Raw genomic sequence first — 25,602 nt, 5'->3', positions numbered from 1 at the left:
TATTTCTTTTCAGCTGATATAACTAGAAAAAAATGAGGCTGAAGGTTTAGAAATGAATGCGGAACAATTGCAGAAGACATTACGTGCGAGCCAATATGCAGAACTTGTATTGGGCAATCACAGCGTATTTTTAGAACAAGATTATGCAGTTGACCAATTTCTAAAGCCTTTAACGACACAACAAATTCAAAACTTTGTGCAAAGCTCTTTAGATCACCTCAGCGATGAAGCGACATGGATGCGGGAAATTCGTATTCTTCGCGCACGTCTCATGTTTCGTTGGATTTGGCAAGATGCGAACCAATTGACCGATGTGGTGACCTTAACACGTGAGCTGTCCGATTTTGCCGATGCAGCAATTTGCGCAGCAAAAGATTTTGCCAGAATTCCGCTGGTGGCTAAGCATGGTGAGCCTGTTGGTTATAATGGCAAAGTGCAGGATTTAATTGTTGTGGCGATGGGGAAACTTGGTGCGCAAGAACTGAATCTGTCTAGTGATATCGATCTTATTTTTGCCTTTGATGAACAGGGTGAAAGTAATGGCCGAAAATGCATTGATGTACAGCAATTCTGTATTCTCTGGGGACAAAAATTAATTTATTTGCTGGATCATATTAGTGCAGATGGTTTTGTCTTTCGTGTCGATATGCGTTTACGTCCGTGGGGTGATGGCTCGGCTCTTGCGATTAGCCATGTCGCTTTAGAAAAATATTTAAGCCAGCACGGACGTGAGTGGGAGCGCTATGCATGGATTAAGGCGCGCATTGTTACAGGTGGAAAAGAAGGCGGTGAGTTGCTGGATATGACCCGACCCTTCGTGTTTAGAAAATATGTCGATTACAGCGCTTTTGAAGCCATGCGCGAAATGAAAGCCATGATCGAGCGTGAAGTGTTGCGTCGTAATATTGAGGATGACATCAAGCTTGGTGCAGGTGGTATTCGTGAAGTTGAATTCATTGTTCAGGTTTTTCAGCTGATTTATGGCGGCTCTAAACTGGAATTACAAGATCGCCAATGTTTAGTCAGTCTGCATCATTTGGGTGAAGTCGGGCTTTTGGATACGCAAGCGGTGACTGAATTAGAAGATGCTTATCTTTTCTTGCGCCGTGTGGAGCATGCGATTCAAGCATTGAATGATCAACAAACCCAATCTTTACCTACTGAGCCTGAATTGCGTCAACGTATTGTGGATACTTTAGCTTTTAGCAATTGGGAGGCATTCCTTGAAACGTTAAATACGAAACGGGGCAAAGTTATTTATCAGTTTGAACATCTAATTAAAGAAAAAGAGCCCGATCCTTTAATTGAAAGCTTTAGCCAGTTGGAAAAACAACTGGAGGCTGTACTGGATGATGGTGCAAAAAATTTGGTGCATGAGTTTTGGTATGGGCATGCCTTAAAAAAATTACCAGCAAAAGCGGTACAACGCTTAAAAACCTTTTGGCCACATCTCATTGAAGCAATTTTACAGTCAGATAAACCACAAGTTGCTCTTTTACGCCTTATGCCTTTGGTTGAGTCGGTGATGCGCCGTACTGTGTATTTAGTGATGTTGATTGAAAGTAAAGGGGCACTACAGCGACTGGTGAAAATGGCGACAGTCAGTCCGTGGATTTGTGAAGAATTGACCCATTACCCAGTGTTACTTGATGAGTTTTTGTCGATGGACTTTGAGTTGCCAAAACGCAAAGATCTAGAAGATTCATTACGCCAGCAATTACTGCGTATTGAAATTGATCAGGTTGAAGACCAACTCCGTGTACTGCGACTCTTTAAAAAATCTAATGTTTTGGCTGTCGCAGCAAGTGATGTCTTGGCAGAAAGTCCTTTGATGAAAGTGTCAGATGCTTTAACCGATATTGCTGAAGTTTCGGTCAATGCAACGTTAAATTTGGCCTATCAGATTACAGCGAAAAAACATGGTTATCCTATTGATGCGGATGGTCAGCGTTGCGCAATTGACCATATGGCATTTGCTGTCGCAGGTTATGGCAAAGTCGGTGGCATTGAGCTGGGTTATGGTTCAGATTTGGATTTGGTGTTTATTCATTATATGGATGAACAGAGCGACACGGATGGTTCGAAAAAAATCAGTGGCTTTGAATTTGCGATACGTGTGGCACAGAAATTTATGTCGCTCATGACCACGCAGACTTTAGATGGACGTGTGTATGAAATTGATACCCGTCTACGCCCATCAGGTGAAGCGGGACTGTTGGTCACCAGTTTAAAAGCCTTTGAACAATATCAATTGAAGAGTGCATGGTTATGGGAGCATCAGGCTTTGGTTCGTGCCCGTTCAATTGCAGGCGAGCAAAGTTTACGCGCTAAATTTGAAGCATTGCGTTGTCGTATTTTGACTCAGCCTCGTGACGAAGCCCACGTTCGTGAAGAAGTGCTCAAAATGCGTCAGAAAATGAAAGACCATTTGGGCTCGTCAAAAGAACAGCAAAAAGATGGGATTTTTCATTTAAAACAGGATGCAGGTGGTATCGTTGATATTGAATTTATGGCACAGTATGCGGTACTCGCATGGAGTGGGGCGAATTCTGATCTCGCCCATTATTCCGACAATGTAAGAATCCTTGAGGATGCCGCAAACGCCGGTTGCTTATCCAGTAACGACGCGACAGCATTGATTCAAGCCTATTTAAGTGAACGCGCTGAGAGCCACCGTTTAGCCCTTGCCAATCAATCGATGCAAGTGAATGCTGCGGACTGGTTCGATACCCGAGAGGTGGTTTGCAAGCTATGGCAGAGATTAATTGATCCAACAGCGACCTTCGCTTTGGAACGTGAATAATTGTATAAAAATTTGGAGTTTGTGTCATGAATTTGGCTGATCGTGATGGTTTTATTTGGCAAGATGGACAAATGGTTGATTGGCGTGAAGCGAAAATTCACGTTTTAACTCATACATTACATTACAGTATGGGGGTTTTTGAAGGTGTCCGTGCCTATGAAACTCCGAATGGAACTGCGATTTTCCGTTTGCAAGATCACACTAAACGTTTGCTGAATTCTGCAAAAATTTATCAAATGAAAGTTCCATATAATCAAGCGACTTTAGAACAAGCTCAGATTGATGTTGTGCGTGAAAATAAATTGGTTTCTTGCTATTTACGTCCAATTATCTTTATTGGTTCTGAAAAATTAGGGATCGCTGCAACAGACAATACAATTCATGCCACTGTTGCTGCATGGAGCTGGGGTGCTTACCTTGGCGATGAAGCAATGGCGAAAGGTATTCGTGTTAAAACGTCATCTTTCACACATCACCATCCAAACGTGACCATGTGTAAAGCAAAAGCATCGGGTAACTATACCTTGTCTATTCTTGCACATCAGGAAGTGGCACACTCTGGCTACGATGAAGCAATGCTCATGGACCCACAAGGTTATGTATGCCAAGGTTCAGGCGAAAACGTATTCTTAGTGAAAGATGGAGTGCTGCATACACCGGAAATTTCGGGTGGTGCTTTAGACGGTATTACGCGTCAAACGATTATCACCATTGCTAAAGACTTGGGTTATGAAGTGATTGAACGTCGTATTACTCGTGATGAGTTCTATATTGGTGATGAAGCATTCTTTACCGGTACTGCTGCGGAAGTAACGCCAATTCGTGAATATGATGACCGTGAAATTGGTTGTGGTTCGCGTGGTCCAATTACAACGCAAATCCAGAAAGCATACTTTGATGCAGTTCAGGGTAAAGACCCTAAATATGCACACTGGTTAACTTACGTAAAATAAGCTGATCAGTTAAGATGAAAAGGCGAAAACTTGGTTTTCGCCTTTTTTATTGGTTATGTGTTTTCTAGATTTAGGTTGATTCTCTTCGAAGGACATTTTTATGCATATTGTCTATGTTAGTGATGGAAAGGCAGGGCATCGTTCACAAGCAATCGGTTTGTATCAGGCAATGCAAAGACAGCGTATAGAAGCGGTGAATTTTGAAGAGATTCTCATTGATCAATTGCCCATTTTTAGCTTGTTATGCGCCACATTCAAACATAGCACTTCGGCTGTTTCTCAGCCACCCGATTATATTTTTGGTGTAGGAAGTCATACCCAAGCACGTGTTTTATTGCTGGGAAAAGTGTATCCGCAAGCCAAAACCGTAATTATGATGAAGCCAAATTTTCCATTTACTTGGTTTAATTATGCCGTGATTCCAGAACATGATGACGTTGAAGCATCTGCTCATGTTATCACTACAAAAGGTGCGTTGAATCCAATTGTGAATGAACAACGCCATCAAAAAAATAGAATTTTAATTGCATTAGGTGGGGCATCGAAACGCCATCAATGGAATGAAGAAAAGGTTTTGGCTTCCATTGATGAAATAGTGAAGAACCATCCTCAAGCAAACATTATTTTGACCACTTCACGGCGTACACCCCAAGAGTTCTTAGCTCATTTGCATGAAAAATTATTTGCATCTCATCTACACATATTTCCAGTTGAACAAACACCGCAAGGTTGGATTTTTGAGGAAATGCAAAAAGCAGAAGCAGTTTGGGTCACTGAAGATAGTGTTTCGATGATTTTTGAGGCATTAACAGCGGGCTGTAAAGTTGGGGTGATGAAAATTGACCGTTTGAAATCTGATAGAATTACTCAATCGATAGATCAAATTATTCAATCTAATTTAGTGTCTGACCATACATCTATTGAAATGTTAGTTGAACCTCATGCTTTTAAAGAAGCAGAGCGTGTGGCAACATATCTTTTAACCCAATAATTAGGTTTAACTGTGATTTATTTATTCATTCTATTGCTCATATTAGTCACCGTATTTAGTTATAAATATGCATGGTGGAAGCCTGCTATAGATTGGAAGCGACCTCGTGTGCTGATGTACCATATGGTACGTGAACATATTGATGGCGCTAAGTTTAATAAATTACGGGTAAAGCCTGAGGAATTTGAAAAGCAAGTGGCATGGATGAAAGCTGAAGGTTTTCATTTTGTAACGATGCAAGAATTACAGAAAAATTGGGGTAAACATCCTGAAAAAACTGTAGCCATTACTTTTGATGATGGTTATTTGGATAATTTAGAAAATGCCTATCCAATTTTGGAAAAATACCAAGTCAAAGCCACAATTTATGTGGTGGTCGATCGTCATGATCGCGATTGGTCTACTTATAAAAAGGCACATCATAATAGTGGTGAATTGGCACGTGAAGCAAAACTGAATGATGAGCAAGTCCAATTTTTAGCAAATAGTCAATGGGTTGAAATTGGTTCACATACCATGACTCATGCTAATTTAAATAAATTAGATGATATCGAGTGCTTGGCAGAATTAACTCAATCGAAACAACAATTAGAAAATTTAACGGCTAAATCGGTGACAAGTTTTGCTTATCCATTTGGTATTTATTCACAGCGTGATGTTGTTTTGGCAAAACAAGCTGGCTATAGCAATGCCGTAACTACAGAAGAAGGAATCGATGGCTTGGATCCTGATTTTATGCAATTACAGCGCATTAAAATTAGCGGTAAAGATTCGATGTTTACGGTTAAATTACGCTTGAAATTGGGAAAACGAGCTTAAAATGATTGAAATAAAAAGCAGACTCATTATTTAGTCTGCTTTCTTTAGGATTTAAGTCTGTTATTGAATTTGATTTAGTGTTGGAATTTGATCCAACTGAAAACTTTTCATTTTTCTTATAGTATTTTTACTTATGATAAAAAGAATAATAAAAACAATAAAAATCGGTATATTAAATAGCAGTCCTATCCACGAACTATAATTAATCAGCAATGAAATTAATGAGCATAGCAAACCGACCATACTTAAAGTATTTGTTATTTTGAGAATTTTATTGATGCGTTTTTGCGACTTTATATGCAAATATGCGACATTAAGCGGAGACAGTAATTGCATGTCATAATAATCTTTATGTGCTTGATAAAGATTGAAATAAGCTTGATGAACTGTCAATTTATCTTTGCTCATTAAATCTGTCAGGCTTGAGCTATTATTATGTTTGCGATAGAAAAATAAATATTCAGGAATAATATGTATATGGGCATTAATTTCAGCAATCCGTAAATATAAATCCCAATCTTCGCAGACTTTTAGTGCTGGATTGTAGCCATTGATTTGGTCGAAATATTGCTTTTTAACAGAAATAATAGAAGGGAATAAGCTGTTATGGAAATAGAAATCTTTTAGATCAAAAGGTTTAATTTTCGTTTTACTTGTCGAACGGCCAAACTCTGTAACATAACAAGCAACCATAGAACTCTGTGGATGCTGCTGAAATGCTTGGACAACCTTTTCTATGTAATTTGGAGCAAGTAAATCATCTGCATCTAAAAAAACTAAAATTTCTCCAGTTGCTTGTTGAGCCGCATAATTTCGTGCAGCCGCTACGCCTTGGTTTGACTGTCTAAAATATTTGACTTGTTGAGCGTCAATGAACTGCTGAATAGTTTTTGCGATAGGCGTATTTGATCCATCATCAACAATAATATGTTCAATCTTGGAATAACTTTGTTTTTGTACACATTCAATTGTTTCAATAATTGTATCGTGATTATTGAAACAAGGCGTGATGATCGACACTAAAAGCTGATTCATTTTAGAAATAACCATTGAACTTGAGCTGAATAAAGTAACTTAATTGGGTTTACGCACATGGTCTAACTGCTCAAAATAAGATTTTAATTGAGCTTGACGCTTAACCCATAATTTTTCAGGATAAGATTTACCTAAGATATAATAAATAAACTCAATAAATGTTTTTTTATTTCTAAATTTTAAGCTTTTCCAATAGGTTGAAAGTGCTTTTTGTTTTAACTTGTGTTGTTGAGATTGAGTGAGCTGATTTGAATTTAGAAAATCATAAATAGTAATAAATGTGTCATGATGCTGCTGATTTAAATTTTGAGAAAGACGATTGTTCCCCCTTTTTTGTTTAGTTTCTTCTTCATCGAGAATAACAAAAACAGTAGGGGTTTCTGTAAAAAGCAGTTTTTGAGCTACACGCCCTAATTGTAAAGAAAGTGATTCATCTTGAATGAAGAGCGAAGGATTACATCCTCCCGATTTTTGCCACACTGACTTAGTACTCATCACACACATTTCCATAATGTTGTGCTGAATAATAAAACTTAATGGATCTTCACTAATGCTAGTATCCATGTTTGGATGCTGCTGAATGACATCAAGATTATGTGTTTTGACTTTATTACCATAAAATAAATCACAATTGCTTACTTGTAGTTGATTAGCAATATCTTTTAAACGGTTGGGAACCAACACATCATCTGCATCCATAAAGAAAATGTAATCACCTTGCGCATTATTTCCACCCTGATTGAGTCGACGTGCAGGTCCTTGATTATCTTGATTACGAATAATTTTTAGTTTTGGAAAATATAATTCTTCTAAGTGTTTTGAAAATTCTGGCCATTGAGGATCTGTAGAGCAGTCATCTACAACAATGATTTCACTTAATTCAGGCAAATCAGGATTCAATGACTCTATTGTACGTTGCAATAAAGGGCCTTTATTGAAATGAGTAAGCACAACTGAAATGCTAAGTGAAGCCATCATATTAATTCACTTGTTTATATTTAATGGTCTTATTTAACCATAAAAAGAATTGTTTAAGCTGACCCGTAAAGCTGTTACATGCTAAAAACTGTATTTGTACGTATTGAATATTATATTTTCGGCAAAAAAACATCCGATGATGTCCCTGATGAAGCTTATCTTTTACACCTAAACCACGACATAGCATAATTGCCATAGGATAGCGTTTGTCATAGCCATCCTTTTTAAAAGATTCATCAATTTCATGAAAACGCGCTTGTCTTTGATCTTTCGGCACACCCCATTTATTGCGGTCACTATAATTGTATGCTGTTTCTTCAGACTTGATATTACGTTCTAATTTATTCTCAATAATATCTGACAATTGAATTTCATAGCTAAGCATTGAAAAATCTTGGTATTTTTTGCGTAAAGGTTTTAATAATGCGAAGAATTGTAATTGTGGTGCTCTTTGTTCAAATAAGATGCGTGTTGGATAATGGGTGAGTCCATTATTCAATGCCTGAACTAAGACATCTCGTCCACAGGCTAAAGTATCGGGGAGTTTTTTCTTTTCTTGACCAATAAATAAAACAACGTCATCACTGTATAGGTTTTCAAATGGTGACTTAAAATAAGCATCTGAAAGCGCAAGCAATTCTTCAATTTTAATATGATAAATGTCTGAAGAATACGCAAGTTTGGTCATGAATACATCGTCACTATTTAGTGTTGCAAGCGAAACATCATAGGAGATTTTGGTAAAAAAATCTATGATGCCTCTAAAATGCGAAGAGTGTTCCTGATAAAATATATAGATCTGAAAAAAGGTGTGGTTTTCTCTTGAAAAAGTATCTGATTAGCATTGAAAAAGAACCAAGCCGACGCTTACAGCAATTTTTTGCTCAGGATACTTTTAAAAATTTTAAAAGTGATTTTGTGGTGAAAGGTGTAAAAGGTGTAGATGTACCGACTAAAGACTATTTTCAGCTTGCTGTACTCGGGAAAAAGAAGGCTTTAACCCCTGGGGAGTTAGGGTGCACCTTATCTCACTTAGCTGCATATCAAGATTTTTTGAAGGGCAGTGAGGAATATGCAATTTTTTTTGAAGATGATGCAATTCAAAACCAGTTTTATGATCTAAATGAATTGGAAAATAATGTTAAAGATTTACAGCTCGCTTCAGGTTTTTTATTGAGTTTGGGAGGGATTCAACTTCCTTATAGTCGCAAGGTGAAAGGTCGATTTTTAGTCAATAAGTTATTTGATCAACCCATTTTAGACATCCACCCTTTCTTTTATAAAAATCTATCTTCAACTTATGCTTATATGGTTGACCGCCAAATGGCACAAATTTTAGTGGATTATCATCAATCCCCGCGTGGTTGTGACCATTGGGAAGAACTCGCATATTTAAAACCAATTCCACATTTATATGCGACTTATTTGTTTGAGCATCCGCCTATTGAAGGGGGAGGCAGTCATAGTTATATAGATGCAGAACGCCAGAATTTTTTTCCCCATCATAAAGTTAAAGTTAATTTAATAGAAAAAATCTGGTATTCATTTATTAAAAGGATTTTGAAATTGGTTTTGAAATCCTTTTAATAAATTAAAAAATATTCATTTATATAATTTGTATAATAAATTATATATGCCTTAATTTTAATCTTCGAAGTTTTTAATGAATAATATGATAAAAGTTTTAATATCCTTTGGAACACGCCCAGAAGCCATAAAAATGGCACCCCTCATCCAGTGTTTGAAACAGGATTCGAGATTTGAAGTTAAGGTTTTAGTTACGGCACAGCATCGTGAAATGTTGGATCAGGTATTGGACGCTTTTAATATACATACTGATTTTGACTTGAATTTAATGCAAAAAAATCAAAGCTTGAATAAGCTATCTGCGAATATTTTGAATTCAATGGATGAGGTTTATGATCAATATAGGCCTCATATTGTGTTGGTCCATGGTGATACTCTATCGGCATTTGTTGTTGCTCAATCGGCTTTTTATAATCAAATCGACATTGGTCATGTCGAAGCTGGTCTACGCACCTATAATTTAAAATCACCTTGGCCTGAGGAAGGCAACCGGCAATTAATTTCTAAAATTGCGAGTCTACATTTTGCTCCAACAGCGTTAGCAGCTCTGTGTTTGGAACAAGAAAAAATAAAATCAGAAAGTATTTTTATTACAGGAAATACCGTGATTGATGCGTTGTTAAGTGCCTCAGAGCAAAAATTACCTTTACCTAAAAATTATGATATGAGCGAATTTATCTTTAAGAATCATACAAAAAAAATTCTAATCACTGGGCATCGACGCGAGAACTTTGGTCAAGGTTTTATTAATATATGTCAGGCTATAAAAGATTTAGCATTAAAAAATCCACAAATTGAATTCATTTATCCGGTTCATATGAATCCAAATGTTAAGGACACCGTTTTTAATCTATTAAAAGATATAAATAATATTAGTTTATTACCACCACAATCTTATTTTGAATTTGTAAATTTAATGAAAAATAGTGACTTAATATTAACCGATTCAGGTGGTATTCAAGAAGAGGCTCCTAGCCTTGGTATTCCTGTTTTGGTCATGCGTGATACAACAGAAAGACAGGAAGCTGTTGATGCTGGAACGGTTAAATTGGTCGGAACAACAGAGTCATCTATAAAGTTTTGGGTAGAAAAATTATTAGTAGATCGTGATTTTTATCAAAAAATGTCTCAGTCAAGTAATCCCTATGGAGATGGTAAAGCTAGTTTGAGAATCAAAGATATTCTTCTAGAAAATTACTCTACTTAACCCGAATCCTGTACGTGATTTTAAATGCCCGTTAATTCTTTAAATCTATCTTTCATTGTATCTAAAGATAGATTTCTCTTATCTATTTCAGTAATTGTATAAGCAGATTCAGATACATGGTTGATCGTTTGTGCCAGAACCTTGATATTTTGAGGTGGAACTAATCCACTTGCTAGTTGGTTTGATAGCTGATGACAAATACCTTCACAGCATTTATAAGCAACAACAGGGGTGTCAAGTAAAATGGCTTCTGAGACTACTAGGGGGTATCCCTCAGTCTGGGAGCTCAAAATCAATAAGCGGCTAGAATGAATATGCTGTGCTACTTGATCTGGGGCAAGCCATCCTAAAAAACAGACTCGATCTTGTATGTTTAAATCGTGAGAGAGCTGTATTAAAGTATCTTTTAAATATCCATCACCAACGATAGCCATCTTCCCAGTCAAATTACTTTGAGAAAATGCTTTAATAGCATGATCAACTTGTTTTTCTGAAGATAAACGCCCTACATAGATTGCATCCCAAATGATATTTTTTTCTTGATTTATTGATCGAGATTGAATGCCATTATATAAAGTTTTGATCTTTGATTCTGAACAAATTTTTGCTATTTTTTTATTTAAATCTTTATTAACAACAATAATATTCTGACCATTCATAAGGGATTTAAAAAAATAAGGTTGTCTAATTTTACGGAAAAAATTTCGTAATATATATTTAAAAGATTTAGCTTTGTGTTGGTAAAAAATATCCCCATGAATCCAGTAATAAAGTTGAGGGTGCTTTAAAAAAGATGCTAAATGTAAACTATTCCAAAACCCTATAATTAAAACATTTGCATTAAATTTATCAACAGCATTTTGAATTTCATGTTTATATTCAGCAGAATGGTTTTTTATTCGCCAAAAATTTGAATTAATAAATTTACTATTATTTTGAATAATAATTTGAGTAATACTATCAGGGATATTTATGCTTAATTTAGTTCTATCTAGAATAATTAAACCAACGTGATACTCATGACTTAAAGACTCAGCTAAATTTATAGTAATACTTTCAGCACCACCGCCATATGCATGGTCTAGAATAAATAAAAGACGTTTTTTACTCATGATATATGTGTTGACTCTAAAATGTATAAAAGGGTGGGTAGTCAATAATCAGGATTTTACCAATATTTTATTCGGATATTATATGAATTCAATAAGACGATAAGAATTATGAGCGATTTATTGTCAATAATTAAGAGGGAGAATGTATAAGTTTAACTTGTAATTGGAATTGTTATTTTGTTTTTTATTCAAAAAAACAATAAATAATAACTTGCATAAATCAAAAAAATTTCAATATGCGATTCTTTAAAATCAGTACCACTTTATTTTATTGATTTAATTTTTATAGCTTTGCCTAGGCATTAGCTATACTTTTGAAAGGTTAAAATGAGGACTTCAAAATATATTTTGAGTCCGTAAGAAAAACCTTTTGTTTCCCATACAGGATATTCTGAGCAAGTTTTAACGCACTGCTTTAAATGCAGTGCAAGGGTGATAGGAAACGTGTGGTATCCATACCACTCTCATGAATCCAATACTTCCTAAATTTGTTTTTTAATTTTGGCTTTACAAATTGCTTATATTGATTAAAAAACGACTTATGGAAGTCTAATGAAGGTATTGTAATCATGGCACTATGCTTTTGAATATTGCAAGTATATGATTAGTCGGGTTAAACTCTATTTTAATCTCTTCTAAACATTTGAAATACTAAATATATTACTTTAATAGAGCACTATTTATTACATCTTTAGATGTAGATTAATGACCTTTTTTACCTATTATTTAACATTCATTTGGTGATATTACAGAACTCCTATTTATTTTTTACAAATTGACGTATTAGGTACCATATAGATTTAAGGGTCAGCACTTTAGCTAATGCTCGCAGGTAACTTTTGCTGTTGATACAATCAGTATGAAGATTTAACTGCTTGATTTGATATTGACTATTTAGATAGTTTTTAGCAGTTTGATTTTGATTTTCTACCCACGAACCAAAAAAATGATGAGTGGCATAATTTACTGGAAGATCTAAGCAAAAATGAGTAGAGGGATAAATGTCGATGGTATATTGTCCATCAAAACCTTTTTGATATGAATCATCTTGGGGAATGATGCCAAAATCGTTAATAATTAATCTGGATACAGAAACAGTATTTGTTTCTTGATTCATTTCATAATGGCGGTCGGCATAATAAGCTAAAACGTTTTTAGTCAATGAGTGCTTTGGTATTGCACCCCATACAGCTGTAAAAGGATACCCCGTGGATTCAAATCCAGAAAAAGCCTGACATTGTAAAAAAGGCTCTAGAGGTGCTTTCAGTTCTACGTCAGTATCTAGATATACACCGCCATACTCATAAAGCACCCATGCTCTAACATAGTCTGAAACAAAAGCATATTTTTTGTGTTCATAGGCAGATCGTGTAAATGGATGGGCAGATAAGTTAAAACTCTGCTCATTCCATAATCTTATTTCCCAATCTGGGCAATAAATTTTCCAATCGTTAATTAGTTTTTGACATTCTTCAGGAAGCTCTTTAGTCCCAAACCAGCAGTAGTGAATAATTTTGGGAATCATTATGTCATCCAAATTATAGAATTATAGGAAAATAAATCGGAGAAGCTTTATTTTTGGTGAGCTAGTTGTATGATGAACTGACTTTTAAACAATTATATGGCGATTTAGGGTGTGTATACATGAGAGAATATCCTGTATAAAAAATCCAGAAGATTATGCCATTTTTTATAATTCATCTCAATTGAAGAAAAATAATTATCTGAAAAAGTAATGAATATTCTATTAAATAAATTTGGATTTCAAAGCAGATATTAATATATCTGAATTCAATTTCGCTGTAGGCGGTAGATATTATTTTGCCCTTCAATCTTACGAAAACGTTTGTAAGACCATATATATTGTTCAGGAGCGACATTAATCATATCTTCTAAATTTTGATTGAGACTATCCACGGAAGTTTGTAAATCTTTGGATAAAATATCATCGGAAAGTTGTGAACAATGAACATTAAAACCAGAAATTCCATCACGAATACAACTAACTCCAATTACATTACATTGAGTTTTACTGGCTAACTTTGACACCAATGTTGTAGATAACGTTTTTTGACCAAAAAAATTGGAATAAATCCCTCCGGATTCTTTGGGTAGATGGTCGGGTAATATCACAGTCAAGCCACCTTGTTTAAGGTGTTTAAAAATAGCACGCACACCATTTTCATCGGTTGGAACCAGCGTTGTACTCAGTCGTTGGCGTGCTTCTAGCATAAAACGATTAATGCCTTTGTTTTTATGGGGCTTGTACATAATCATTGGTGAGCTATATAAATTTAGCCATGTAGTTAAAAGCTCCCAACAACCAAAATGTGCAATCACCACAATCACCCCTTTTTTATTGGCTAAGGCTTCCGTAAAATACTGTTCACCATAGGTATTTTTTAACAAAGCTCGATTATATTCGGGTGGCATACCCCAACATTTAATTGACTCAACATAGCTCATGCATTGGCTTTTTAAGCTATTTTTGATGAGTAGTTGTTGCTGTTCTGGGCTTAAATCTGGGTAGGCCAATTGCAGATTAATGCGGGTAATTCGTTTCATGGATGAATCATGGCTATTGAGTAAAATAGCAATCCAAGAGGCGACTAACTGCAAGAGAGGAAGCGGGAGTAAAGCAATTATTTTGAATAAAAAATACATAACAGCGCAACTTATTTATGGCCAATATCATTATAAAAGAATAATTCTGGAAAGATTTTAGCGCATGAATGCGGCTGCGCCATTTCTAAAGTATAGAAAATGGGGTCAAAAGTCTTGAGAACAAAATAAAGTACGACCACTAGGCAATAAGATGAGGTCAACCTAGTGGTGATAGAGAGAAAAGTTATTCAGCTTTGTCGGTATTACCTTTTAAGACCATATAAATTAAACTCACAAAAATGAGTAAGGCACCACCTAAGCTACTGACACAAAAATAAAGAATACGTTGATTAGTATCAATATTAAACAAACCATTGGCTAAAATGTAACGCATAAACAACCATTGAGCTATAGCAAATATAATGATTACAAGTGCACGACGGCGGACAGCAGGACGCATAGCCATAAAGTTGCTCACAACAATGGAAAAATAGGTCGCTATTATGCCATTCTCAAGACCTGATCTCAATGCAATAAAAAACCCTGCATGGGCAGGGTCTTTTAGCACTGAATTTAAAGGATTAAGCTTCTGCTTTAACCTCAGCTTTGGGTTTTTCGCGTAGGCGAATACCCAAATCACGTAACTGATTCGCTTCAACTGGCGCAGGTGCTTGAGTTAAAGGACATTCCGCAGTCTTGGTTTTCGGGAATGCAATCACTTCGCGAATCGAAGAAGCACCTGTCATGAGCATCACTAGACGGTCAAGACCGAATGCCAAACCACCGTGTGGAGGCGCACCGTAACGTAATGCATTGAGTAGGAAGCTGAATTTTTCTTCTGCTTCTTCTTCAGAAATACCCAATGCGGCAAAGATCGCTTGTTGCATTTCTAAATTAAAAATACGTAAAGAACCGCCCCCAACTTCAGTACCGTTCAATACCATGTCATAAGCAACTGAAAGCGCAGCACCTGGATTGTTCTTCACTTCTTCAACGCTTGATTTTGGTAGCGTGAATGGGTGATGTACAGAAGTCCATTTGCCATCATCAGTTTCTTCAAACATTGGGAAGTCAACCACCCAAAGTGGAGCCCATTCGCAAGTTGCTAATTTCATGTCATGACCGACTTTGATACGTAACGCACCCATCGCATCATTCACAACTTTGGCTTTGTCCGCACCGAAGAATACGATGTCGCCATTTTCAGCACCAACACGTTTTAACAAATCAAGCACGATTGGCTCGATGAATTTAACGATTGGAGACTGAAGACCTTCAATGCCTTTTTCAAGTTCGTTGACTTTAATATAAGCCAAACCTTTAGCACCGTAGATACCGACAAATTTAGTATATTCATCAATTTGGCTACGTGGTAATGAACCTGCACCCGGTACACGAAGTGCAACAATACGACCTTTAGGGTCTTTAGCTGGACCTGCGAATACTTTGAACTCAACGTCTTGCATCATGTCTGCAACGTCAACCAATTTCAAAGGAATACGCATATCTGGTTTGTCAGATGCATAATCACGCATTGCATCTGCATAAGTCATACGTTGGAATTTTCCGAAGTCAACATTCAGAAGTTCTTTGAACATCTTAATGGTTAAAACTTCCATCAAATCCATGATGTCATCGTCACTCATGAACGATGTTTCAACGTCGATCTGGGTGAATTCTGGCTGACGGTCAGCGCGTAAGTCTTCGTCACGGAAACATTTCGCGATTTGGTAATAACGGTCAATACCACCGACCATCAACAATTGTTTAAACAACTGTGGTGATTGTGGAAGGGCATAGAAGCTACCGTTAGATACACGACTTGGCACTAAATAGTCACGTGCGCCTTCAGGTGTTGCACGCGTCAAAATTGGTGTTTCAACGTCTAAAAAACCGTTTTCTTCGAAATAATTACGAATAAGGTTAGTGAGCTTAGAACGAAAACGTAAACGATCAAGCATTTCAGGACGACGAATATCGAGGAAGCGATATTTCAAACGTACTTCTTCAGAAATATTGGTATTTTCATCATTCAATGGGAATGGTGGTGTTTCAGAAGCAGCAAGAACTTCGATGTCCTTAGCTAGAACTTCGATTTGACCACTCACCATATTGGCATTTTCTGTGCCTTCATAACGACGACGTACACGACCTGTGATTTTGAGTACGAATTCAGAACGCACTTTATCAGCAGTTGAAAACGCTTCAGGAGTATCTGGATCAATAACCACTTGCACAAGACCATCACGGTCACGCATGTCTAGGAAGATGACACCACCGTGGTCACGACGACGATGTACCCAACCGCATAATGTAACGGTTTGGTCAATTTGAGATTCGGTTAAAGTACCGCAGTAATGAGTTCGCATCATAGCGTAAAAAATCCAACTATATGGGTTAAGGCAAGCGTATACGTAAACAGCGTACCGCCTTTGAATGTTGAATTATGCCTCTTTGGGCAGGGTGTCACAAGAAGTAGAGCTAAAAACAATGTCAAATCACTGAAAATTGCTGAATCATTTCACTTTAGTGCATCAACCAAGTCGATGATTGCGATCAAAAAACAAGAACAACAGACTACCTAAGGTAAATACGGATAAAGCCCCTTGAGTAAACTCATTGATGGATTTACCAATAAAAAAGTACAGATCTGCATGCCAGATTTCTGTGGAAAAATAACGCGCATAATCCCAAGTAGAAAAGCAACCAACGACGAAAGAAGTCAGTAAGAGTACGGCAGCAAAGCATTTAATTTTTGAACTAATTGGGTGATGTTGCTGATGTTGTCGGTAATATTGAATGCACATCCAAAGCAAAATAGGCAAAACCACAATAGAACTGCCAATTTGTAAGATGCGATGCATAGGATATTGATGATTAAACAAAGTGAGGCTTTGACTTAGAAAGTCTTGAAACGCAAAGGTTCTGAAATCAACATGGGTTAAACCATCCCAAATTATATGCGTTGCTGTGCCGACAAGTACGGCTGTAATGACTGCAATTAAAAATTTAACAGTTGATTTGAAATTCTCAAGGTTTAATGGGTGCTGAATACCGCTTAAACGGTAAATCACAGGGCGGTAGAGCAGATACCAAAGTAGACAAAAGCCCAAGCCAATCCATAAGTCAGGATGAACAATTGATGTCCAGAGATGCGTTTTATCAGCTTGATCATTGATGAACAAACGAATTAAATCGGGCACCATACAACCAATAGCAAGTGCAGCAACAGGCAGTGCATGACCTGTTAACTTAGAAATGGGCGGTGCAAGTACAGCATGTGATAAGGTAAAAGGCATCTAAAAGTCTTTAAAATTCAATCATGATTTAATGGCGGAAACACAGTCTAGCCGAAGCTAGTTAAAAGAAATGTTTTTTATTGCAAAAAAAATGAAATGTTATATTATAACATTATTCAGATTTTGTCGCTTTGAGCCTGCACATGTCCTTTCATAAGAATTTAATTACCTTGTCTATCTTTGCTGTCATTACGCCTGTCGTTTTTGCTGAAGATCATCCGAAAAATCAACAATTAGAAACCATCCAATTACAAGCACACCCTTTGGTTCAGTCGGCTGCAGATTTTGCAGTGGCAGATCATGTTATAGAACATCAGGCTTTGGCTGAACGTGGAGCAACTATTGGTGATGCACTTGCAGATGAACTGGGAGTGTATTCCAACCAATATGGTTCAGGTTCTAGCCGACCTGTGATTCGTGGGCAAGATGGGCCGCGCGTTAAAGTATTACAACATGCCTCAGAAACAGCCGATGTTTCTACATTATCTCCTGACCATGCGGTGACTGTAGATCCGATTTTAGCCAAGCAAGTGGAAATTATTCGTGGCCCATCGACCTTGTTGTATAGCGCAGGCACAGTGGGTGGATTGGTCAATGTGACGGACAATAAAATTCCCACCCAAATGCCAGAAAAAGGTTATGACGGTCAGGTGGGATTGCGCTATAACTCAGGCAGTGATGAGAAATTAGCCAGTGCAGGTGCAACCGTTGCTTTAGGGAGTCAAGTTGCACTACGTGTAGAGGGTTCGAAGCGCGATGCAAACAGTTATATTGCACCTGATTATGTTCATGAGGGTGAAAAAGAACGTCGGGTCGATAATACCTTTGCCAAAGGTGAAACCGTAAATGTAGGACTGTCTTGGATTCATGACCGTGGATTTACAGGAATTTCCTATAGTAATCGCCAAGATCAATATGGTCTGCCTGGGCATAGTCATGAATATGAATCATGTCATCCACACGACAATCATTTGCATTGTGATAGTGATGATGGCCATGGACATACAGATGAACATGACCATTCAACCCATGATGAACACGAGCATGCCGCTGGCCCTTGGGTCGATCTTAAATCGGAACGCTATGATTTCCGTACTGAATTGAATGATCCATTTGCAGGCTTTGAAAAATTACGTGCCCATGCCAGTTATACCGACTATAAACATGATGAACTGGAAGAAAATACGGTTGCAACCACCTTTAAAAGTCAGGGTTATGATGCACGTTTAGAATTGGTACATCAGCCAATTGCCAATTGGGAAGGGGTAATTGGTACGCAATACAATCAGCAAAAACTGGATATTACGGGTGAAGAGTCTTTATTGAATCCAAGTAAAACACAAAAATGGAGTCTCTTTGCTTTAGAACATAAACAATTTGATGATGTGCATGTTGAATTGGCTGCACGTTTAGATCAGCAAAAAATTGAAATTGATTCTAATCAAAAAGATTTTGACGATTATGGTTTTTCTTATTCAGGTGCTGTGAATTGGGCATTTGCACCGAGTTATAAATTGTCTTTGGTTGGTTCGCATCAAGAGCGTTTACCTTTAGCACAAGAGCTTTATGCAGATGGAAAGCATTTTGCGACCAATACTTATGAACGTGGTAATGAAAATTTAAGTGCCGAAAAATCCAATAATCTAGAGCTTGGTTTGCATTATGCGCAAGATAAGCTGGATTATCATGTGCATGTTTATCACAACTGGTTCGATAACTACATTTATGCACAAACGCTAGATAATTTTAAAGATTTCCGTCTGGTTGAATACAGCCAAGATAAAGCCAAATTTTATGGCGCAGAAGCGCAAGCATCGTATGCTTTAACCGATGTGTACAAACTGAGTGTGTTCGGTGATTATGTCCGTGGCAAAATTGATAGTGAAAATGCACCACGCGTTCCTGCAGGTCGGGTCGGTACGAAAATCAATGCCAGTTTTGATGACCATTGGTCGGGTCTGGCCGAGTATTATCATGTGTTTAATCAGGATGAAATTGCCAGTTATGAGCATGAAACCAATGGCTATAATATGGTCAATGTCGGTGTGTTTTATGCAGGACAATACGCGAAAAACAATGATTATCGTGTGTATTTTAAAGCCAACAACCTGTTAGATAATCAAGTGTATTCGCATGCCTCCTTCCTATCGAATATTCCGCAAGTGGGACGTAACTTTACAGTTGGTTTAGAGTTTGGTTTCTAAGTAATGTTGTTATTGGATTAAATTTCTGTTATTGGATTAAATTTCTCAATCAGGTTTCACAGAAATCCTCTTGAAAAATAAAACAATAAAACCTAGTCTGATACGATTGGACTAGGTTTTTTGTTATGCGTATTTTTCAACGAATTCATCAAAAATTGAATTGGTCACGCCGTCGTTATGTCAGCGTAATGGTCAGCTTGTTGGCTTTGGGCTATCTCTCGTCCGCAATTTATCATACCTATAAACCTTTACCAGAGGGCTTGGATTTTACGGGTAAGTTGCGCCATGCTGAGGTGACGTTTATTGCGGATCAAACTTATATTGATGCGCAGGGCAAACAACAACAAGAGCATCATATTTTTGATGAAATGTTAAAAATGATTGATGATGCACAAAGCACCATTGTGCTGGATATGTTCTTATTCAATAAAGAGGTTGGAGAGTCTAGTGTAGTACACCGTACACTTACTCAGCAACTCACCGATGCTTTAATTTTAAAACGCCGAGTACAACCGAATATTGAAATTAAGGTAATTACCGACCCAATTAATTCAGTTTATGGTGGTGTTGCGCCAGAGCATTACCGTCAGTTACGTGCAGCAGGTATTGATGTAATTGAAACGGATTTAAGACCGTTACGCGCACCCAACCCACTTTGGTCAGGCTTTTGGTATATCTGCTGTCAAGATGCAGGCAATAATCTTGAAAAGGGCTGGTTGCCTAATCCATTTGGTCAAGAAAAAATTACCTTGCGTAGTTATTTCAACCTATTTAACTTTAAAGCCAATCATCGTAAAACGTTGGTGGTGGATACCGCTCAAGGTTGGAAAACTTTAGTGACTTCTGCTAACCCGCACGATGGTAGTTCACGGCATTCCAATGTGGCATTAGTGGTTTCGGGCAATACCGCAATTGATGTATTAAAGACTGAACAGGCTGTGGGTAGAATGTCAAAAGGTGACATTCCGATGGTGATTGTGGGCGAGTTTGAGGCAGAGCAGTCTTTGCCTCAAGTTCAGGTGCTGACTGAAAAAGCCATTTATGATGCAACACTCAGATTGATTGAAATGGCTAAGCCGCAACAGCAAATTGATTTAGCCATGTTCTATTTATCTGAACGAGATATTGTAAAAGCCCTGATTAGCGCACATCAGCGTGGTGTGAAACTTCGCGTGTTACTTGACCCGAATAAAGATGCTTTTGGCCGTCAAAAAAATGGTATTCCTAACAGACAAGTGGCATCTGAATTAAATGATGCGGGTGTGCCAGTGCGTTGGTGTAAGACACAAGGTGAACAGTGCCATAGCAAAATGATTGTGAAACATAATGCACAACATTCCGAGCTGATTTTAGGTTCAGCGAATTTCACTGCACGGAACATCAAAAATTATAATTTGGAAACTGATTTACGTGTCGTTGGGGCATCCCAAGCGCAGGTCTTTATCGATGCCAATCAATACTTTAATACCGCTTGGTCGAACTTAGAGGGGAAAAATATGAGTGTTGATTACAGCACGTATGCGGATGAGTCGAAACTTAAATACGCGATTTACCGCTTTATGGAATGGAGTGGGGTATCGACGTTTTAAATCACCCTCATCCCAGCCTTCTCCTGAAAGGAGAGGGAACTCTTTCCGCCTTTGGAAGATGGCTGGGATGAAATGGCTGGGATGAAGGCGCGTTGCCAATAAAAAAAGCGCATTAAGCGCTTTTTTTATTACCGATTCGGTGGAACTAACTTATCCAAATCGGCATCTTTTATTTTATCGAGTTCAGATAAGTCAGTTTTAATTTTCCACTGACTTTCATCTTCAACGGGTTGTGGTAAGCGTGCTTCTAACCAATCGCAAACTACATCGGGTGAAAAGTCTGGATGATTACACTGAATCACCCAAGCTAAAAAGTCTTTTGCTTCACCATTCATATAAGGGGGTGGTGAAACAGGTAGGAACTGCGTTGGTAAACGTTCATTCTTTGAAATGTAATTCAGCACATGCCCCAATTCTTGCACGGTTTGCCATGCCAGAGGGTGTTCTAGATTAATTTGAAATTTAAACCACCATGCATGTTGACCATCTGAACCATAAGCATCAATCAATGCTTCTTGTATACTCGGCACTTTACAAAAGAATTGATGGAGGCGGTCAAAACTTAAATCAGACACTCTGCTTGATCCAGTAACAAAAAAGAATATCTTAGCATAAACATCATCGTAGCTTAGCTGCATGAACGTGTGAAATGATTCAAATATTTAGTTTACAAAACGTTGCATTAGATGGTTTTTTATCCATTATTTATCTTAAACTAGAGATTAGAATTAGTTTAATTAATGATATTTGGAGTCTTTTATGAAAGTAGCAATTCTTTGTGCTTTGGGTGGCATGGTGCTTCTTGGGGCTTCAGCAACAACTCAAGCGGAAAACCGTTGGTCAAATTATCAAGGTGTCGATACCAGTAAGTATCAACATCGACCTCATTATCCGCAAAATAGTTACCCACAACATCGACCTCATTATCCGAGTCGTCCAACACCATCTTATCCATCACGTCCGCCACATGGTGGCTACCCACCAATACACAATGGGGTGAGTATTCAATATGTTGCCCCAACGACCATTACGCAGAACTCGCAAAGTTATAGCTGGGTAAATGGTGATCCGAATATGGCACAGATAGAGAGTTCAAACTCGATTTTAATTACAGATTGGCGTCGTTTAGGTTTGCCTGCACCACCTACGGGGATGTATTGGATTTATGAACATGGGCGCTATATATTGGTGCCGAATCGATAATTAAAAAAGATTTGTGTTTAGCGGCTATTTTTGAATAAAAAAATGCCTCCTTAATATTCAATCCCCCTTTACCCAAAGGGGGATTGAAAAAGTATATGCTTTAAGCCAATTCATCATCTTGCGGACGAGGTGTTTTACCCTCAGGTAGCGGCTTTTCACTGTGTTTGTCGCGAATTACAGAGGGGTAATTCCAAGATGCAAAACGTACAATCCAAATTGAAAAAGCCAAAATAAGAATAGAACCAGTGATAATGATTAGATCTAAATCAGCTTTGTGGTCATGCTGAATATCGGAAATGAGTAGGCGAGTTAGTGCTGTAATTGCAACATAAATAAGAAAGCGCACTGGCATATGGTTTGTTTTAAAATAAATCCCCACCATTGCACCTAATTCTAAATAGATAAATAACAATAAAATATCATCAATGGTTGCGTATTGTTTAACAGTTAAAATATCAATCACGGTATGTACAGCAGACCAAGCCACCATACAGCCAATAATAAACAGCGCAACATAGTGAAAGGTTTCAACGGCTAAATTGCCTAATTTATCGAGGAGGGTTTCAATTTTTTCAACTTTGGGATTTCGTTCAGACATTTTTTCCTCCTTAGGTTATACAAACTGAGATTCATTAAATACTATGCAAATTTCATGCACATGAAAGATAAATCAAAAGTTATTGATTCCATTTTATGTTTAAATTAGAGTGGTTTTTTCACAGTTTATTTACTTTTTGAGCATAAAAAATGTATTTGCCCACGCATTTTCAACAGGAAAATCTTCTTGAACTTTTCGATTTAATTGAAAAACATTCATTGGCGAGTGTCATTGTAACTCATGATGGAAAAATCGAGGCGAATCATATTCCACTAGAGTTAGATTCAACTCAAGGCGAGTTGGGTGTACTTAAAGGGCATATTGCAAAAGAAAACCCATTATTTGAAATTTTAAATCAACCCTTATCCGTGTATGTGATTTTTCAGGCAGAGCAGGCTTATATTTCTCCGAATTGGTATGAGGGTAAACATGAACATCATCGCGTTGTTCCGACTTGGAATTATCGTGTGGTACATGTCATAGGAAGCATCCAAAAAATAGAGGATCAGAAATATTTACGTGGCATATTGGCACGTTTAACGCGTACTCATGAATCATCACAGGATATTCCTTGGAAAATGGGGGATGCGCCGAATGATTTTATTGAAGAACAACTTGAGAAAATTGTAGCAATCGAAATCGAAATTTCTTCGATTATAGGAAAATTTAAAGTCAGTCAGAATCGTTCAAAAGTAGATGCTGAAAATGTCGCACATGCTTTAGAAAATGATCATCCTGAAATGTCTGAGGCGATTCGAAAATTTTATCCAAAATAAAAAAGATCATCCAAAAAAAACGCCTGACAATGCAGGCGTTTTTAAAGCTTAGTTCGGAAAATTAAGCCTGAGTAGTAAAGTAGTCTTCGCTAAAGTTCATAATCACTTCTGAACCTGCTTTTACTTTGGTAATACGCAAGTCGATTTCAGGCAAAATACGTTGTGCAAAATAAGCAGCCAAAGCCAATTTATTTTGATAGAACTCGCCATCTTTTGCTTTCGCTGCATTGGCAATTTTTGCAAACATATACGAGAAGCTTAAAAGACCAACTGCATGCAGGTAATCAACAGCCACAGAGTTCGGGAATTCTATATTTTCACTTGCAGCTTCAATCACATATTGAGTCACTGCTTCAATTTCAGTTGCAGCATCTAATGTTGCATCTTTAATGAAGTTTAACTCAGCGTCTAAACCGTTGGCAAAGTCACGAATCTCAGAGATATATTCTGCAATGAATAAACCATTGCATTTAATGGTTTTACGACCAATTAAATCTTGAGATTGAACACCATTGGTGCCTTCGTAAATTTGTGCAATACGTAAATCACGTACGCATTGCTCCATACCCCATTCACGGATATAACCATGACCGCCAAAGACCATTTGCGAATCAATCACCGCATTAAACGCTGTATCGGTTAAAAATGCTTTTGCAATTGGGGTAAGCAATGCCACACGGTTATTTGCCGCTTTAATTGCTTCAGGATCTGTTGAGAATTTAGTGATATCGAGTTGTTGACCTACGTAAACTGCAAATGCACGAGATGCTTCATTATTGGCACGTGCATTGAGCAACATACGACGAACATCACCATGAACTAAAATACTGTCTGCAGGTTTCGCAGGCGATTGAACGCCAGATGCACTACGACCTTGTAAACGGTCAGTCGCGTATTGTGCTGCATTTTGGTAAGCATATTCAGAAGCACCTAGACCTTGAATACCCATAGATAAACGTTCGTAGTTCATCATCACGAACATCGCTGCTAAACCTTCGTTTTCTTTGCCCACCAAATAACCTTTGGCAGCATCAAAGTTCATGACACATGTTGCAGAGGCTTTGATGCCCATTTTGTGTTCGATTGAACCTGGACCTGCTGTATTACGTTCACCAATAGAACCATCTTCATTAACCATGAATTTAGGCACGATGAATAATGAAATGCCACGTGAACCCGCAGGTGCATCGGGGGTTTTAGCCAGAACCAGGTGAATGATGTTTTCAGCTAGGTCGTGGTCGCCACCGGTAATAAAGATTTTAGTCCCAGTGATGTTATAGGTACCATCTGCATTTGGTTCAGCTTTGGTTTTAATAATACCCAAATCTGTCCCTGCATGTGGTTCGGTTAAGCACATCGTGCCTGACCATTCGCCAGAGTAGATTTTAGGTAAATAGGTTTCTTTTTGTTCTTGAGATGCATAGCTGTTTAACGCCATACCCGCACCAACAGAAAGGAGAGGGTAAAGCATAAATGATGGGTTGGTCGCGAATAACATTTCATCAGAAAGCACAGTCAGCATTTTTGGCATCGCCTGACCGCCCCATTCTTCGTCAGCGCCTAAACCAATCCAACCACCTTCAGCATATTGTTTGAATGCTTCTTTAAAGCCAGCAGGAGTAGTCACATTGCCATTGCTAAATGTTGCGCCTTCTTCATCACCGGTACGGTTGATCGGCAAAGTCACATTTTGCGCAAATTTAGCCATTTCTTCAAGAATAGCTTCTGCCGTCGCAGCATCGATATGTGCAAGATTTTCATTGGCTTGCCAGAATTGCTCTGCATTGAATACATCGTTAAGGATGAATTTCATATCTGCAAGTGGCGCATTGTAGATTGGCATG

Annotated in this window: 22 protein-coding genes; 10 read left to right on the top strand and 12 right to left on the bottom strand. The window is 37.7% G+C overall.

Annotation, left to right across the window (positions count from 1 at the left end):
* Positions 1–52: 52 nt before the first annotated feature.
* The 4 genes from glnE to B9T25_RS09475 all read left to right on the top strand — a co-directional run bounded on the left by glnE (position 53) and on the right by B9T25_RS09475 (position 5,566).
* On the top strand, positions 53–2,803 hold the full coding sequence (gene glnE, locus B9T25_RS09490; RefSeq protein WP_086188185.1) for a bifunctional [glutamate--ammonia ligase]-adenylyl-L-tyrosine phosphorylase/[glutamate--ammonia-ligase] adenylyltransferase: 2,751 nt from the start codon (positions 53–55) through the stop codon (positions 2,801–2,803).
* A gap of 26 nt (positions 2,804–2,829) precedes the next feature.
* Entirely contained in the window at positions 2,830–3,756 is a 927-nt protein-coding gene (locus B9T25_RS09485; RefSeq protein ID WP_086188184.1) for a branched-chain amino acid transaminase, read from the top strand.
* Positions 3,757–3,856: 100 nt separating this feature from the next.
* Entirely contained in the window at positions 3,857–4,747 is an 891-nt protein-coding gene (locus tag B9T25_RS09480; RefSeq protein ID WP_086188183.1) for an ELM1/GtrOC1 family putative glycosyltransferase, read from the top strand.
* A gap of 12 nt (positions 4,748–4,759) precedes the next feature.
* Positions 4,760–5,566, top strand: coding sequence for a polysaccharide deacetylase family protein (locus tag B9T25_RS09475; protein WP_086188182.1), 807 nt, complete (start codon positions 4,760–4,762; stop codon positions 5,564–5,566).
* A gap of 60 nt (positions 5,567–5,626) precedes the next feature.
* Here the strand turns inward: B9T25_RS09475 and B9T25_RS09470 are convergent, their stop codons facing one another.
* The 3 genes from B9T25_RS09470 to B9T25_RS09460 are packed head-to-tail and all read right to left on the bottom strand — an operon-like array spanning position 5,627 to position 8,267.
* The gene (locus tag B9T25_RS09470; protein ID WP_171262754.1) at positions 5,627–6,601 is read right to left on the bottom strand and encodes a glycosyltransferase; all 975 of its coding nucleotides are present in this window, start codon (positions 6,599–6,601) and stop codon (positions 5,627–5,629) included.
* Between the two features lie 39 nt (positions 6,602–6,640).
* Entirely contained in the window at positions 6,641–7,576 is a 936-nt protein-coding gene (locus tag B9T25_RS09465; RefSeq protein WP_086188255.1) for a glycosyltransferase family 2 protein, read from the bottom strand.
* A 4-nt stretch (positions 7,577–7,580) separates the two neighbouring features.
* The gene (locus B9T25_RS09460) at positions 7,581–8,267 is read right to left on the bottom strand and encodes a hypothetical protein (protein ID WP_086188180.1); all 687 of its coding nucleotides are present in this window, start codon (positions 8,265–8,267) and stop codon (positions 7,581–7,583) included.
* 134 nt (positions 8,268–8,401) lie between these two features.
* Here B9T25_RS09460 and B9T25_RS09455 point away from each other — a divergent pair, with 134 nt between their 5' ends.
* Positions 8,402–9,166: a glycosyltransferase family 25 protein gene (locus B9T25_RS09455; protein ID WP_086188179.1), complete on the top strand. Its 765-nt coding sequence runs from the start codon at positions 8,402–8,404 to the stop codon at positions 9,164–9,166.
* An 85-nt stretch (positions 9,167–9,251) separates the two neighbouring features.
* Positions 9,252–10,373: a non-hydrolyzing UDP-N-acetylglucosamine 2-epimerase gene (wecB, locus tag B9T25_RS09450; RefSeq protein ID WP_086188178.1), complete on the top strand. Its 1,122-nt coding sequence runs from the start codon at positions 9,252–9,254 to the stop codon at positions 10,371–10,373.
* Between the two features lie 20 nt (positions 10,374–10,393).
* Here the strand turns inward: wecB and B9T25_RS09445 are convergent, their stop codons facing one another.
* The 6 genes from B9T25_RS09445 to B9T25_RS09420 form a co-directional block, all read right to left on the bottom strand.
* Entirely contained in the window at positions 10,394–11,485 is a 1,092-nt protein-coding gene (locus B9T25_RS09445; RefSeq protein WP_086188177.1) for a glycosyltransferase, read from the bottom strand.
* A 757-nt stretch (positions 11,486–12,242) separates the two neighbouring features.
* Entirely contained in the window at positions 12,243–13,010 is a 768-nt protein-coding gene (locus B9T25_RS09440; RefSeq protein ID WP_086188176.1) for a glycosyltransferase family 32 protein, read from the bottom strand.
* A gap of 266 nt (positions 13,011–13,276) precedes the next feature.
* Positions 13,277–14,149 carry a lysophospholipid acyltransferase family protein gene (locus B9T25_RS09435; protein WP_086188175.1) on the bottom strand — a complete coding sequence of 291 codons (873 nt, stop codon included), beginning with the start codon at positions 14,147–14,149 and terminating at the stop codon, positions 13,277–13,279.
* A 184-nt stretch (positions 14,150–14,333) separates the two neighbouring features.
* Entirely contained in the window at positions 14,334–14,555 is a 222-nt protein-coding gene (locus tag B9T25_RS09430) for a hypothetical protein (RefSeq protein WP_086188174.1), read from the bottom strand.
* A 115-nt stretch (positions 14,556–14,670) separates the two neighbouring features.
* Positions 14,671–16,461: an aspartate--tRNA ligase gene (gene aspS / locus B9T25_RS09425; RefSeq protein ID WP_086188173.1), complete on the bottom strand. Its 1,791-nt coding sequence runs from the start codon at positions 16,459–16,461 to the stop codon at positions 14,671–14,673.
* 162 nt (positions 16,462–16,623) lie between these two features.
* Positions 16,624–17,388 (bottom strand): DUF4184 family protein, encoded by a 765-nt coding sequence (locus tag B9T25_RS09420; protein WP_086188172.1) that lies wholly within the window; start codon positions 17,386–17,388, stop codon positions 16,624–16,626.
* 143 nt (positions 17,389–17,531) lie between these two features.
* Here B9T25_RS09420 and znuD point away from each other — a divergent pair, with 143 nt between their 5' ends.
* Together znuD and B9T25_RS09410 are read left to right on the top strand one after the other, a co-directional pair.
* A complete protein-coding gene (znuD, locus tag B9T25_RS09415; RefSeq protein ID WP_086188171.1) occupies positions 17,532–19,592 on the top strand; it encodes a zinc piracy TonB-dependent receptor ZnuD in 2,061 nt (686 codons plus the stop codon).
* A gap of 125 nt (positions 19,593–19,717) precedes the next feature.
* A complete protein-coding gene (locus B9T25_RS09410) occupies positions 19,718–21,181 on the top strand; it encodes a phospholipase D family protein (protein ID WP_086188170.1) in 1,464 nt (487 codons plus the stop codon).
* A gap of 128 nt (positions 21,182–21,309) precedes the next feature.
* Here B9T25_RS09410 and B9T25_RS09405 read toward each other — a convergent pair whose 3' ends face one another.
* Complete coding sequence (locus B9T25_RS09405) at positions 21,310–21,756, bottom strand: hypothetical protein (RefSeq protein ID WP_086188169.1); 447 nt, start codon at positions 21,754–21,756, stop codon at positions 21,310–21,312.
* Positions 21,757–21,940: 184 nt separating this feature from the next.
* Here B9T25_RS09405 and B9T25_RS09400 point away from each other — a divergent pair, with 184 nt between their 5' ends.
* Positions 21,941–22,384, top strand: a complete 444-nt coding sequence (locus tag B9T25_RS09400; protein ID WP_086188168.1) for an RcnB family protein — start codon at positions 21,941–21,943, stop codon at positions 22,382–22,384.
* Positions 22,385–22,484: 100 nt separating this feature from the next.
* On the opposite strand, the gene B9T25_RS09395 is transcribed toward B9T25_RS09400, so the two are convergent.
* Positions 22,485–22,982: a phosphate-starvation-inducible protein PsiE gene (locus tag B9T25_RS09395; protein ID WP_086188167.1), complete on the bottom strand. Its 498-nt coding sequence runs from the start codon at positions 22,980–22,982 to the stop codon at positions 22,485–22,487.
* A 149-nt stretch (positions 22,983–23,131) separates the two neighbouring features.
* Here B9T25_RS09395 and B9T25_RS09390 point away from each other — a divergent pair, with 149 nt between their 5' ends.
* Positions 23,132–23,758 carry an FMN-binding negative transcriptional regulator gene (locus B9T25_RS09390; protein WP_086188166.1) on the top strand — a complete coding sequence of 209 codons (627 nt, stop codon included), beginning with the start codon at positions 23,132–23,134 and terminating at the stop codon, positions 23,756–23,758.
* A gap of 61 nt (positions 23,759–23,819) precedes the next feature.
* On the opposite strand, the gene B9T25_RS09385 is transcribed toward B9T25_RS09390, so the two are convergent.
* Positions 23,820–25,601: an acyl-CoA dehydrogenase C-terminal domain-containing protein gene (locus B9T25_RS09385; protein ID WP_086188165.1), complete on the bottom strand. Its 1,782-nt coding sequence runs from the start codon at positions 25,599–25,601 to the stop codon at positions 23,820–23,822.
* Position 25,602: the final 1 nt, after the last annotated feature.

The organism is Acinetobacter sp. ANC 4470 (assembly GCF_002135335.1).
Classification (GTDB): Bacteria; Pseudomonadota; Gammaproteobacteria; order Pseudomonadales; family Moraxellaceae; genus Acinetobacter.
The sequence above is the reverse complement of the archived record's forward strand: the minus strand, read 5'-3'. Positions and strand labels throughout refer to the sequence as shown.